A 12,695-nucleotide genomic window follows, 5' to 3' on the forward strand; every position below is an offset into this window, starting at 1 on the left:
TAGCGTAGAGGGGCATTCTTCATACCCCAGCGGGGCGGTGTGCAGCGAGGCGCCAGTGTTTCCTCGCGTGAACACGTGGCTACCTGTGAAACGTACAGGCGCCGCCGCTCCGTGCCGAACGTGAGAGGGACTTGCATGTCCGACGCGACGACTGCGGGGCAGTCCGGCGGCGATACCGCGAAGCTGACCCTGCCGAGTGGCGAGCACGAGTTCAAGATCGTCCACCCGGTCGAGGGCGCGCCCGGGATCGAACTGGGGAAGCTGCTGGCGCAGACGGGGTACATCACCTACGACCCCGGTTTCGTCAACACCGGCGCCGCGTCGTCCGCCATCGCCTACATCGACGGTGACGCCGGCATCCTCCGCTACCGCGGTTACCCGATCGAGCAGCTGGCCGAGAAGTCGACCTTCGTCGAGGTCTCGTACCTGCTGATCTACGGCGAGCTGCCGACCCAGGCCCAGCTGGCCGACTTCACCGAGAAGATCCAGCGCCACACGCTGCTGCACGAGGACCTGAAGGCCTTCTTCAGCGGCTTCCCGCGCGACGCGCACCCGATGCCCGTCCTGTCCAGCGCGGTGTCGGCGCTGTCGACCTTCTACCAGGACTCGCTCGACCCGTTCGACGAGCCGAACGTGGAGCTGTCCACCATCCGGCTGCTCGCCAAGGTCCCGACCCTGGCCGCCTACGCGTACAAGAAGTCCGTGGGCCAGCCGCTGCTCTACCCGGACAACTCGCTCGGCCTGGTCGAGAACTTCCTGCGCATGACCTTCGGCTTCCCGGCCGAGCCGTACGAGGTCGACCCGGACATCGCGAAGGCGCTGGACCTGCTGTTCATCCTGCACGCCGACCACGAGCAGAACTGCTCGACGTCGACCGTGCGCCTGGTCGGCTCGTCCGAGGCCAACCTGTTCGCGTCGATTTCGGCGGGCATCAACGCGCTGTTCGGCCCGCTGCACGGCGGCGCGAACGCGGCGGTCCTCGACATGCTCGAGGGCATCCAGAAGGACGGCGGCGACGTCGCCAAGTTCGTGGAGCGGGTGAAGAACAAGGAAAAGGGCGTGAAGCTGATGGGCTTCGGGCACCGGGTCTACAAGAACTACGACCCGCGCGCGAAGATCATCAAGAACACCGCCGACGAGATCCTCGGCAAGCTGAAGGGCGGCGACCAGCTGCTCGACATCGCCAAGAAGCTCGAGGAAACCGCCCTGTCCGACGACTACTTCGTCGAGCGGAAGCTGTACCCGAACGTGGACTTCTACACCGGCCTGATCTACCGGGCGCTGGGCTTCCCGACGAAGTTCTTCACGGTGCTGTTCGCGCTCGGCCGGCTCCCGGGCTGGATCGCGCACTGGCGCGAAATGATCAACGACCCGGCCACCAAGATCGGCCGCCCGCGGCAGATCTACACCGGCCACGCTTCGCGGGACTACACCCCGATGTCGGAGCGCTAAAAGCTCACCCTGGTAACCGCCCCGTCGTGCACCCGCACGGCGGGGCGCTTATCGTTGGGCCGCGTGACCAAAGAAGCACCCGTCGTCCTGTGGTTCCGCCGCGACCTGCGGCTGGGCGACCACGCCGCCCTGCTCGAAGCCTCGAAGCACAGCAAGCACGTGCTCGCGCTGTACGTCCTCGACGAGGCATTGCTCAAGCCCGGCGGCGCCCCGCGTGAGGCCTTCATGTACGGGTGCCTGGAAAAGCTGAACGAGCAGCTCGGCGGCCGGCTGATGCTGGTCCGCGGCGAGCCGGCGGCCGAGGTCGTGAAGGCGGCGAAGAAGATCGGCGCGGCCGCGGTGCACGTCAGCGCCGACACCGGACCGTACGGCCGCCGCCGGGACGCCGAGGTCGCGAAGGCGTTGGCCGAGAACGACATCGACTGGGTCGAAACGGGCTCCCCGTACGCGGTGACGCCGGGCCGGGTCACCAAGCCGGACGGCGACCCCTACCGCGTCTTCACGCCGTTCTACCGCGCGTGGACCGCGCGCGGCTGGCACTCGCCCGCGGACACCGGACCGTCCCTTGTGGACTGGGTCGAACCGCCGCGCTCACTGAAGATCCCTCGTGCGCCGAAGGTTTCCGCGACCCTGCCCGAGCCGGGCGAGCGGGCCGCGCTCGACGTCTGGCACGAATTCCTCGACGACGGCATCGAAACCTACGACGAGGACCGCGACCGGCCGGACCGCGAGGGCACCACGCGGCTTTCGCCGTACCTGCGCTGGGGCTGCATCCACCCGCGGACCATCCTGGCGGATCTGGCGGGCGACGACCGTGTCGGCGCGAAGTCGTTGCGCAGCGAGATCTGCTGGCGCGAATTCCACGCCGACGTCCTGTGGAACCGGCCGGAAACCGCGCGGAAGAACTACGACAAGCGGTTCGACGGGATGAAGCACGACGACGACCCCGAGGCGTTCGAGCGGTGGTGCGCGGGCAAGACCGGCTACCCGATCGTCGACGCGGGGATGCGGCAGCTGCTGGCCGAGGGCTGGATGCACAACCGGGTGCGGATGGTCGTCGCGAGCTTCCTGGTGAAGGACCTGCACCTGCCGTGGTGGCTGGGTGCCCGCCACTTCATGAAGCACCTCGTGGACGGCGACCTGGCGTCGAACCAGCTGAACTGGCAGTGGGTCGCGGGCTGCGGCACCGACGCGGCGCCGTACTTCCGGATCTTCAACCCGACGACGCAGGGCGAGAAGTTCGACCCGAACGGCGACTACGTCCGGAAGTACGTGCCGGAGCTGCGGTCGGTCGAGGGGAAAGCGGTGCACAAGCTGAAGGAACGGCCGAAGGACTACCCGGAGCCCATGGTCGACCACGCGCACGAGCGCCAGGTTTCCCTGGAGCGGTACGGCAAGATCACGTCGTGAGCAGCGGGCGGGCGCGCCACACGACGGCGAGCCGGGGATCGCCGGAAGGGCTCGGCTCGATCCGCTCCACGGTGAAGCCCTCGCGCTCGTAGAACGCGCCGGCCCGCTCGTTGGCCGCGAAGTGCTCGATGCAGAGCCGGCTCGCGCCGGCGGGCAGCTGCCGGGCCAGGGCGTCGAGCAGCCGCGGACCGAGCCCGCGGCCGCGGCGCTCGGGGTGGACGTAAAGCTTGTAGACCACGTGATCGGTGCCGTCGTGGCCGCGCTGCCCGACGCCCGCGAGCCCGGCGTCGTCCCCGGCGACGACCACCCGCCCGGCGGCCACCGCCGCGGCGAGGTGCGGTTCGTTCCACCAGTCCCGGACCTGCGCGTCCGCGGCGGCCGCGCCGATCAAGGGCGTGTAGTGCGGCCGGATGTGCGTTTCGCCGAACCGGACGAGCGCGGCGACGTCGTCCGGCCCGGCCGTCCGCACGTCAGCCACGCAGGGCCTCCGACAGCTTGATGCGGCTGCCGATGCGCAGGACGCTGTTGCCGTAGATCTTCCCGCCCAGCCAGGTCAGCAGCGCGACGGACGCCAGTGTCAGCGCGAGCGACAGCACGATCTCCCAGCCCGCCGCCGCGCCGGTCGAGATGCGGGCCGGCATCAGGATGGGGGACAGCAGCGGGATCAGCGAGACGACCTTCGCCGCCGTGCCGGAAGGATCCTGCAGCAGCAGGTTGAAGCCCGCGACGAACCCGACGATGAGGATGATGTTCAGCGGCCCGACGACCGACTGCGTGTCCTCCTGCCGCGACACCAGCGAGCCGAGCGCGCCGTAGATCATGGCGTACAACAGGAAACCGAGCAGGTACCAGAGCAAGCCCCACAGCACCGCGCCGGTCGCGAAGCCGGACAGGGTGAACACGCCGGTCGCCGTCGCCGCCAGCAGGCCCGCCGCGCCGAGGATCACCAGCTGCGTCAGGCCGACCAGGCCGATCCCGATCACCTTGCCCAGCAACAGCTGCCACGGCCGGACGCTGGCGAGCAGGAGCTCCACGACCCGGCTCGACTTCTCCTCGACCACGCCCTGGGCGACCATCATCCCGTAGGTGATGATGCTCATGTAGAGCAGGAACGCGACGATCAGGCCGAGGACCAGCCGTTGCGTGTGGTCCGCCGGTTCGGGCGAGAGGGCGTCGTCCTGCACGTGGGTGGAGTTGACCTGCGCCATGACTTCGGCCGGTTCGAGCTGCGCGGACGACAGGACGCCGTCGAGCACCTGCTGCTGGGCGACCTGGTCGAGCACCCGGCGCAGCTGATCGTCCAAAGCGGACTTGTAGGTGGCGGTCAGCTTCGCCGCGCTGCCCGAGACGAGCGCGTCGAGGTCGCCGTCTTCGACCTTCTTGCGGCCCTCGGCGGGGTCGGTGACGGTGACCGTCTCGACGTGGCGGCCGGACTGCGCGGCGGCGATCTGCAGCTGCTTGGCGATCCCGGTCGCCTGCCCGGTCAGCCCGACCTTGCTCTGGTCCGACGAGCCGGCCAGCGCGGTCTGGAACCCGACGTAGCCGAGCAGCAGCACCAGCAGCACCGCGGTGCCGATCACGAACGACCGCGTGCGCAGCCGCGTGTTCAGCTCGCGCTTGAGCACGAGCCAGACGGCCCGGCGCCCGCTCAGCTTCTTCACCGTTCCCCCTTCTCCGAGACGGCGTCGCGGAAGAGCTCGGTCAGCGACCGGCGACGGCGGCTGAACTCCGTGACCGGCCCGGTGCTCAGTGCGGCGGCGAGCACGGCCTGGTCGTCGGCACCCGGGTCGAGGTCGAGCACGGTGGTGGCGCCGTGGTCCTCGACCACGCGCACCCCGGGCAGGCCCCCGGCCCAGCCGGGCCGCGCGGCAGGCGCGGTGACCACGAGCTTGCTGCTCGCGCCCGCGGTCAGCTCGCCGACCGTGCCGACGGCGACCATCCGGCCCCCGCGGATGATCCCGACCCGGTCGCAGAGCCGCTCGACGAGGTCGAGCTGGTGGCTGGAGAACACCACGGGCACCCCGGCCGCGGCCTTCTCCCGCAGCACCCCGCTCATCACGTCGACGGCGAGCGGGTCGAGGCCGGAGAACGGCTCGTCCAGCACCAGCACGGCCGGGTCGTGGACCAGGGCCGCGGCCAGCTGGACGCGCTGCTGGTTGCCGAGGCTGAGCTTCTGCACCTCGTCCTTGCGGCGCTCGGCCAACCCGAGCCTGCCGATCCAGTCCTCGGCGTTGCGGTGGGCTTCGTTCGTGCTCAGGCCGTGCAGCTCGGCGAGGTAGACGAGCTGGTCGAGCACCTTCATCTTCGGGTACAGGCCGCGTTCCTCCGGCATGTACCCGATGTGCGTGCGGGTCTCGTGCGTGACCGGCTTGCCGCCGAAGCGGACTTCCCCGCTGTCGGCGGCGAGCACCCCCAGCGCGATCCGCATCGTCGTGGTCTTCCCGGCCCCGTTGCTGCCGACGAAGCCGAACAGCTCCCCGGCACGGACGTCGAACGTGACGCCGTCCAGCGCGACCTTCGTGCCGTAGCGCTTGGAGATCCCGTCGATCTCCAGCGTCCCCTCGGTCATGCCCTCACCCTAAGCCAAGCAAGGACCGCGCTCAGGCGAGGCCGGCCAGCGACTTGTCGACAAGTTCCGCCACCCTCGCCCGCGCGGCTTCCGCGTCCGCCGGGATCAACGCCAGCCGCGTGCGGCGCTCCAGGACGTCTTCGACGCTCAGCGCGCCCTCGTTCCGGACCGCCCACACGACCTCGGCCGCCGTGATCCCGGTGCCCGGCGACACCGGGGCGGCGAACTCGGCGTCCAGCTCGCCCAGCGCCGCCACGCGCGGGGCCTCGGTGCCGTACCGTGCCACCAACCGCGCCGGGGCGTCCACAAGGGACAGTTCCGCGCGGGGTGCGGCGCCCAGCAACGGCAACCGGGCGGTCCGGCAGGGGACGACGGAAAGCCCGGCCAGCCGGATGGCCGCGTCGACGGCGTCTTCGGCCATCCGGCGGTAGGTGGTCAGCTTGCCGCCGACCACCGTCAGCAGCCCGTCGGAACCGGCCAGCACCGCGTGCTTGCGGGACAGGTCGGCCGAGCGGCCGCCGCTGCCTTCGACCAGGGGGCGCAAGCCCGCGTACGAACCCGCGACGTCGGCACGGGTCAGCGGCCGGTCCAGTACCGAAGAAGCCAGCGAGAGCAGGAAGTCCACATCGGACTCGGGCACCGAAGGCACGTCGGGGATCGCGCCCGCGACCGGCTCGTCGGTGAGTCCCAGGTAGACCCGGCCGTCCGGCTGGGGGAGCAGGAAGACGAACCGGTTGGTCTCCCCGGGCACGCCGACGTTGATCGACGTCGTCCCCATCGGCACCGTCCCCGGCGCGAGCACCAGGTGCGAACCGAGGGACGGCCGCAGGCGCACCGCGCCGGTCAGGGTGCCCGCCCACACACCCGTCGCGTTGATCACCTGGCGCGCGTGGATGTCGAACGCGTCGCCCGAAACGCCGTCGACGACCGCGACCCGGTCCGCCGAAAGCGAGGACGCCGACAGGCGCGTCAGGATCCGCGCGCCGAACGACGCCGCCGTGCGGGCCAGGGAAACGACCAGCCGGGCGTCGTCGACCAGCGCGCCGTCGTAGGCCAGGAGGCCGCCGCGCAACCCGTGCGGGGACAGCCCGGGCGCCAGCGCCAGCGCTTCGGCGGGCGGGACCGACCGCGGCCGCGGCAGCACCGACGACGGCGTCCGCGCCGCCCGGCGGAGCACGTCGCCCGCCCGGAGCCCCGCCGCCACCAGCGCCTGCTGGGCCCGGGAAGTGCCGGGGTACAACGGGAACAGCTGCGGCATCGCGCGAGTCAGGTGCGGCGCGGTCCGCGTCATCATGATGCCCCGCTCAACCGCGCTTTCGTGCGCCAGGCCCAGCTCGCCGTGCGCGAGGTACCGCAGGCCGCCGTGCACGAGCTTCGACGACCAGCGTGACGTCCCGAAGGCGAGGTCGTGCGCCTCCACGAGCGCCACCGACAGCCCGCGGGAAGCCGCGTCCAGCGCGATGCCCGTGCCGGTGACGCCACCGCCGACCACGACCACGTCGACGCGCTCGCCCGAGGCCAGCTCGGCGAGTTCGCGATCGCGGCGGCGCGCGTTGAGGGAGCCGGTCGTCACGGCTTCAATGCCGCGTCGAGCACGTGCCTGAACTCCGCCAGTAGTGCCGTTTCGTCGACGTCCGCGGTGGCCGGCCGCAGCGAGAACGCGAACGACTGGACCACCAGCAGCACCGCCCGGGACTGCGCCGCGACCGGGGCGCGCCGGATCGAGCCGTCGTCGTGGCCGGCCGCCAGGAGCAGGTGCAGCGCCTGCTCGGCGAACTTCTGGGTCGCGCCCAGCCGCTCCACGATGTACGGCAGCACCAACTCGGGGTCGACGTCGAGCAGCGTGCGGAACAGCGGGTCGTCCGACAGCGCGCGGACGCCGGCCGAGGCGATGACCACGAGCCGCTCGCGGCTGTTCGCGGCGTCGGCGCCGCGCTCGCTCGCGGTCTGCAGCAGCCCGCTGAACTCGCGAGTCATCAGTGCCGCGAGCACGCTGCGGACGTCGGGGAAGCGGCGGTAGACCGTCATCCGGCTGACCCGGGCGGTGCGAGCGATTTCGGCGAGTGTGGTGCGGCGCACACCGACCGCCAGCACGCATGCGCGTGCGGCGTCGAGCAGCACGTCATCGGCCACTCTGGTCGCCGTTTGCCGGTTGCGGGTGTCCGCGAGCGCGGAAGATCCCGCCGTCTGCGTGGTGTGACGTTTCACGTCCATATGTCACACTGTAGTCGTGAACGCGCTCATTGACCACCGTCTCCGCCGGTCCTGGACCGCGGAAGCCGGCGACGCCGCCCAGCTGCCCGCGCGGGCGGCCAAGTGGCTTGAACAGCGTATAGGCCAGGTGGCCCCCAGTGCTGCCCCCGCGGGCGAATTGCCGGTGGAAATACCGTCACGGAAACTGGACGAATCTGCTGCCGCCGCGTTGTCGGAAGTGGTCGGCGCGGAGAACGTGCTGGTGGACGACGCGGCACGGCTGGCGAGGGCGACGGGGCTGTCCTACCTCGACCTGCTGCGGCGCCGGTCGCCGTCGGTGGAATTCCCGGTGCCCGACGCCGTCGTGCTGCCGGCCGGCCCCGACGAGGTCCAGGCGGTGCTCGACGTCTGCGTGCGGCACGACATCGGCGTCGTCCCCTTCGGCGGTGGCACGTCGGTGGTCGGCGGCGTCGCGGCGCTGCGCGGCGACAAGGCGTCGGTGATCGCGCTCGACCTCGTCCGGCTCGACGCGCTGGTGTCGGTCGACGCCGAGTCGCGCATCGCCGTGCTGCAGGCCGGTGTGCGCGGCCCCGAGGCCGAGCGCCTCCTCGGCGAGCACGGGCTGACGCTCGGGCATATCCCGCAGTCGTGGGAGCGGGCGACGATCGGCGGCTTCGCGGCGACGCGCTCGGCCGGCCAGGCGTCGTCGGGCTACGGGCGGTTCGAGGACATGGTCACCGGCGTGCGGCTGGCGACCCCGCGCGGCGAGTGGAAGCTCGGCGTGGCACCGGCGTCCGCCGCCGGGCCGGACCTGCGCCAGCTCGCGGTCGGCAGCGAGGGGACGCTGGGCGTGATCACCGAGGTCGCGCTGCGGGTCCGCCCGACGCCGGCGGTGAAGCGCTACGAGGGCTACGCGCTGCCCGGCTGGGCGGCGGGCGCCGATGCGGTCCGCGACCTCGCGCAGCACCACGCGCTCGCCGACGTCACCCGGCTGTCCGATGTGGACGAAACCGAGGTTTCGCTGGCGCTGAACGCGGGCCTCAAGACGGCGGCGCTGCGCCGGTACCTCGCCGCCCGTGGGGTGCGGCGGCCGTGCTTCCTCATCGTCGGCTGGGAAGGCAGCGCGCACGAAGTCGCGGTGCGCCGGCGCGAGACGGTCCGCCGGCTGAAGGCTGCGGGTGCCGTGCGCGTCGGCAAAGCGCTCGGCGAGTCCTGGCGGCACGGCCGGTTCGCCGGGCCCCGGCAGCGGGATGCCCTGCTGGATAGGGGGATCTGCGTCGAGACGCTGGAGACCGCGGCCTACTGGTCCAATGTGGACGAACTGCGTGACGACGTCCGGGCCGGGCTGACGGCGTCGCTCGGCCGCGCGATCGTGATGTGCCACGTTTCGCACGCGTACGAAACCGGCGCGTCGCTGTACTTCACGGTGCTGACGGCCCGCGACGAGGCCGACCCGATCGGCCAGTGGCAGCGCGCGAAGGCGGCGGCGTGCGAGGCGATCACCGGGCTCGGCACGATCTCCCACCACCACGCGGTCGGCGTCGACCACGCGCCCTACCTGAGCGCGGAAATCGGCTCGCTGGGCGTGGAAGTGCTGCGGGCGGCCAAGTCCGCGGTGGACCCGACCGGGATCCTCAACCCCGGCAAGCTGATCTAGGGGAAGGTGCGCCCGTCCGGCGGTTCGACGACCTCGCAGGCGACGCCCGGGCCGTCGGCCGGCTCGCCTTGGAGCTCGACGGCCTGCGCCTGCGGGACGTCGGCCGTGCGCACCGGCTTGCCGTCGACCAGCAGCGGGTAGCGGATCGGCATCGCGCCGATGTAGGCGAGCACGTCGGTCACCCGGCTGCCGTCTTCGAGCGTGATGTCCGGATCCGTCAGCCGCACCAGGTGGTAGCGGTTGCCGCGGCCCTCACAGACGTCCAGCACCGCGAGCTGCTGCGGAGTCACGAACCAGACGGCGTGCTCCTCGACGCCCGGCAGCGCGGTGAGCGTCGCCGGGCGCTGGCCGTCGCGGAACCGCAGGCCGGACGCCCAGACCGCGGCGAGACTGTCGCAGCGCGCGTGCGCCACGACGACCGGGCCTTCGAGCCCGAGTTCGGCGCGCATCCAGCTGATCTTCGACGGGTTCGCGTTGGAGCCGTACGCGAGCACGGCCTGCCTGTCCCGCCAGCCGGCCGGCGCCGTGTCCAGCGGGTGGCCGGCGCCCTGGGTGTGGACGAAGGAGAAGCCCGGCCGGGTCCCCGGGTAGGGGTCGGCCGGGTAGTCCTCGTCGGTGAAGAGGATCAGAACGTCACTACGCTGCGCAGGACGTCGCCGTGGTGCATGCGCTCGAAGGCCTGCTCGACGCCGTCGACGCCGATCCGCTCGGTGACGAACTTGTCCAGCGGCAGCCGGCCCTGCAGGTAGAGGTCGACGAGCATCGGGAAGTCCCGGCTCGGCAGGCAGTCGCCGTACCAGGACGACTTCAGCGAGCCGCCGCGCGAGAAGAAGTCGATCAGCGGCAGGTCGTCGAGCCGCATGTCCGGCGTCGGCACGCCGACGAGCACGACGGTGCCGGCCAGATCGCGCCCGTAGAACGCCTGCCGCCAGGTCTCCGGGCGGCCGACGGCGTCGATGACGACGTCGGGGCCGAAGGAGTTCGTGGCGTCCTGCATGGCCTCGACGACCTGCGCCTCGGAGAGGCCACGGCTGTTGAGGGTGTGCGTCGCGCCGAAGTCCTTGGCCCACTCCAGCTTCCGGTCGTCCATGTCGATCGCGACGATCGTGGTGGCGCCGGCCAGCTTCGCGCCCGCGATGGCGGCGTCACCGACCCCGCCGCAGCCGATCACGGCCACCGAGTCGCCGCGGGTGACGGCCCCGGTGTTGATGGCGGCGCCGAGCCCGGCCATGACCCCGCAGCCGAGCAGCCCGGCGACGGCGGGTTCGGCTTCCCGGTTGACTTTGGTGCACTGTCCGCTGTGGACGAGCGTCTTCTCGAGGAACGCGCCGACGCCGAGCGCGGGCGACAGCTTGGTGCCGTCGGCGAGCGTCATCGGCCGGCTGGCGTTGAAGGTGGAGAAGCAGTACCACGGCTTGCCGCGCTTGCAGGCCCGGCAGGTGCCGCAGACCGCGCGCCAGTTGAGGATGACGTAGTCACCGGGTTCGAGATCGGTGACCCCCTCGCCGACGGCTTCCACGATGCCGGCGGCTTCGTGGCCGAGCAGGAACGGGAAGTCGTCGTTGATCCCGCCTTCGCGGTAGTGCAGATCGGTGTGGCAGACCCCGCAGGCCTGCACGTTCACGACGGCCTCGCCGGGCCCGGGGTCGGGCACCACAACGGTCTCGAGCGAGACGGGCTCGCCCTTCGCCCGCGAAACGACCCCCTGCACCTCGTACGGCATGCGAATCCACCTTCCGGCTCCTGCGGTCCTGCCCGCAGCTAATCACGGATCATGCGGAGATGGCGACATCCGCATGAGTGAGGTTCGGTGGTGAATACGCAACGGGTTGCGTCCTCCGCAACTCGGCTCAGAGGTCAAAGTCAGCTCGGCGTGGCAGGTCCGGTGTCCCTGAATGTCTTGAATGAGTCATTCAGGACCTCCGAAGACCTGAATGACTCATTCAGGACGCCTGCGAAGCCGCCGCGCCGGGGCTTGGGCAGGTTGGGGCGGGGCCGGACGTGCTCCTCACTCGGGCCTCGGCAGGTCCATCGACGCCAGCCGCACCGGGTCGGCCACCGCGGCGATGCGCGTGACCCGGCCGTCCGCCACCACGAACGCCACCACCGACAACGGCGACCCGTCCGGACGCCAGGCCACCACGCCCGGCAGCCCGCCGACCAGCACCGTGCTGCCGCCGGACGCCGCGCCGAACTGGGCGCCCGCCGCCACCTTCGTCGCGCCCAGTACCACCACCACGCCGCCCGGGGTGTCCACCGTCAACTGGACGTCCGGGTCGAGCACCCGCAGCAGCCCTTCGAAATCGCCGTCGCGAGCCGCGCGCAGGAACGCCTCGACCACCACGCGCTGCGAACGTCCCGCCGCCGGGGGCCGGTCCGCGGCCCGCACCTTGCGGCGGGCGCGGCTGGCCAGCATCTTCGTCGCGCCCGCGGACTTGCCCAGGATGCGGCCGATCTCCTCGAACGGGACCGCGAACAGGTCGTGCAGGACGAACGCCAGCCGCTCGGCCGGGCCCAGCGACTCGAGGACCACGAGCAGTGCCAGGCCGACGGAGTCCGTGCGGGCGACGTCCTCGGTGCCGTCGTCGACCGCCACCACGATCTCGTCGTAGGGCGACTCGGGGCGCGACTTGCGCGAACGCAGGACGTCCAGGCTGATCCGGCCGACCACCGTGGTCAGCCAGCCGTCGAGGTTTTCGATGGCCGCCGCGTCCTGGCGCGACAGGCGCAGCCAGGCCTCCTGGACCACGTCCTCGGCGTCGGCGTGCGAGCCGAGCAGGCGGTGGGCCACCGCGCGCAAGCGGTCGCGCCGCTCTTCGAACGCTTCGGCCAGCGTGTCGGGCATGTCGTTACCTTCCTCGGTTCCGCTCCGTCGTGGTGGTGACGAGCCCGGAGGGGCACAGGTAACCGATGGAGGAAAAGATGGAAGCACGGCTGGCGAACGACAGCAGTCCCGAGGTGACCGGCGCGGTCCAGCAGCTGTTCAAGGCGGTGCACGGCGCCGGCGTCGATCCGCTGCTGCTCGAACTGGTCCACCTGCGGGCCAGCCAGATCAACGGTTGCAGCCCGTGCGTCTTCGCGGGTGTCGCGTCGGCGAAGCGGCAGGGGGAGACCGACGAACGGCTGCACAACGTCGTCACCTGGCGCGAGACGCCGTTCTTCACCGAGCCGGAGCGGGCGGCGCTCGCCCTGACCGAAGCCGCGACGCGGATCCAGGACGGCCAGCCCGGCGTCACCGACGAGATCTGGGCGGCCGCCGCCGCGCACTTCGACGACAAGCAGCTGTCGGCGATCGTCCTGAACATCGCGCTGACCGGCTTCTTCAACCGGATCAACCGCGCGATCGGGGAGCAGGCCGGCAAGACCTGGTGACAAAAGCCGTGAAGGCCTCCTTACCGGCTTTTTTGCCCGTTA

Annotated in this window: 12 protein-coding genes; 4 read left to right on the forward strand and 8 right to left on the reverse strand. The window is 71.4% G+C overall.

The features are described 5' to 3' along the window. The first annotated feature begins 135 nt into the window (after positions 1 to 135). Positions 136 to 1,452, forward strand: coding sequence for a citrate synthase (locus H4696_RS38705; RefSeq protein ID WP_086856291.1), 1,317 nt, complete (start codon positions 136 to 138; stop codon positions 1,450 to 1,452). Positions 1,453 to 1,515: 63 nt separating this feature from the next. Then, positions 1,516 to 2,862, forward strand: a complete 1,347-nt coding sequence (locus tag H4696_RS38710) for a cryptochrome/photolyase family protein (protein ID WP_086856290.1) — start codon at positions 1,516 to 1,518, stop codon at positions 2,860 to 2,862. Here the strand turns inward: H4696_RS38710 and H4696_RS38715 are convergent. Genes H4696_RS38715 through H4696_RS38735 form a run of 5 tightly spaced genes read right to left on the reverse strand, consistent with a single transcriptional unit; the run spans position 2,852 to position 7,564 of the window. Further along, positions 2,852 to 3,340 (reverse strand): GNAT family N-acetyltransferase, encoded by a 489-nt coding sequence (locus H4696_RS38715; RefSeq protein WP_086856289.1) that lies wholly within the window; start codon positions 3,338 to 3,340, stop codon positions 2,852 to 2,854. The two genes, H4696_RS38710 and H4696_RS38715, sit on opposite strands and share 11 nt — an antisense overlap. Beyond that, entirely contained in the window at positions 3,333 to 4,523 is a 1,191-nt protein-coding gene (locus H4696_RS38720; protein WP_086856288.1) for an ABC transporter permease, read from the reverse strand. Before H4696_RS38720 ends, H4696_RS38715 begins: the two co-directional genes overlap by 8 nt. Continuing rightward, on the reverse strand, positions 4,520 to 5,431 hold the full coding sequence (locus tag H4696_RS38725; RefSeq protein WP_086856287.1) for an ABC transporter ATP-binding protein: 912 nt from the start codon (positions 5,429 to 5,431) through the stop codon (positions 4,520 to 4,522). Before H4696_RS38725 ends, H4696_RS38720 begins: the two co-directional genes overlap by 4 nt. Positions 5,432 to 5,462: 31 nt before the next feature. Further along, positions 5,463 to 7,004: a glycerol-3-phosphate dehydrogenase/oxidase gene (locus H4696_RS38730; RefSeq protein ID WP_086856286.1), complete on the reverse strand. Its 1,542-nt coding sequence runs from the start codon at positions 7,002 to 7,004 to the stop codon at positions 5,463 to 5,465. Next, entirely contained in the window at positions 7,001 to 7,564 is a 564-nt protein-coding gene (locus H4696_RS38735; RefSeq protein ID WP_086856330.1) for a TetR/AcrR family transcriptional regulator, read from the reverse strand. The genes H4696_RS38730 and H4696_RS38735 overlap by 4 nt, the downstream gene beginning before the upstream one ends. A 97-nt stretch (positions 7,565 to 7,661) precedes the next feature. Between H4696_RS38735 and H4696_RS38740 the strand changes: the two genes are divergently transcribed. Then, complete coding sequence (locus H4696_RS38740; protein WP_420831535.1) at positions 7,662 to 9,281, forward strand: FAD-binding oxidoreductase; 1,620 nt, start codon at positions 7,662 to 7,664, stop codon at positions 9,279 to 9,281. Here the strand turns inward: H4696_RS38740 and H4696_RS38745 are convergent. From H4696_RS38745 to H4696_RS38755, 3 genes are all read right to left on the reverse strand, one after another. Then, positions 9,278 to 9,814 carry a gamma-glutamylcyclotransferase family protein gene (locus H4696_RS38745; RefSeq protein WP_086856329.1) on the reverse strand — a complete coding sequence of 179 codons (537 nt, stop codon included), beginning with the start codon at positions 9,812 to 9,814 and terminating at the stop codon, positions 9,278 to 9,280. The genes H4696_RS38740 and H4696_RS38745 overlap by 4 nt on opposite strands. Before the next feature lie 92 nt (positions 9,815 to 9,906). Then, positions 9,907 to 11,004, reverse strand: a complete 1,098-nt coding sequence (locus H4696_RS38750) for an S-(hydroxymethyl)mycothiol dehydrogenase (protein ID WP_086856284.1) — start codon at positions 11,002 to 11,004, stop codon at positions 9,907 to 9,909. Positions 11,005 to 11,289: 285 nt separating this feature from the next. Continuing rightward, positions 11,290 to 12,126: a sigma-70 family RNA polymerase sigma factor gene (locus H4696_RS38755; protein WP_086856283.1), complete on the reverse strand. Its 837-nt coding sequence runs from the start codon at positions 12,124 to 12,126 to the stop codon at positions 11,290 to 11,292. Between the two features lie 77 nt (positions 12,127 to 12,203). Here H4696_RS38755 and H4696_RS38760 point away from each other — a divergent pair, with 77 nt between their 5' ends. Further along, positions 12,204 to 12,653 (forward strand): carboxymuconolactone decarboxylase family protein, encoded by a 450-nt coding sequence (locus H4696_RS38760; RefSeq protein WP_086856328.1) that lies wholly within the window; start codon positions 12,204 to 12,206, stop codon positions 12,651 to 12,653. Positions 12,654 to 12,695: the final 42 nt, after the last annotated feature.

Origin of the sequence: Amycolatopsis lexingtonensis (genome assembly GCF_014873755.1) — a bacterium.
Taxonomy (GTDB): domain Bacteria; phylum Actinomycetota; class Actinomycetes; order Mycobacteriales; family Pseudonocardiaceae; genus Amycolatopsis; species Amycolatopsis lexingtonensis.

Coding starts and splice junctions, on each gene's coding strand:
- H4696_RS38705 (WP_086856291.1), top strand. CDS start 136: ATGTCCGACGCGACGACTGCGGGGCAGTCCGGCGGCGATACCGCGAAG.
- H4696_RS38725 (WP_086856287.1), bottom strand. CDS start 5,431: ATGACCGAGGGGACGCTGGAGATCGACGGGATCTCCAAGCGCTACGGC.
- H4696_RS38750 (WP_086856284.1), bottom strand. CDS start 11,004: ATGCCGTACGAGGTGCAGGGGGTCGTTTCGCGGGCGAAGGGCGAGCCC.
- H4696_RS38755 (WP_086856283.1), bottom strand. CDS start 12,126: ATGCCCGACACGCTGGCCGAAGCGTTCGAAGAGCGGCGCGACCGCTTG.
- H4696_RS38760 (WP_086856328.1), top strand. CDS start 12,204: ATGGAAGCACGGCTGGCGAACGACAGCAGTCCCGAGGTGACCGGCGCG.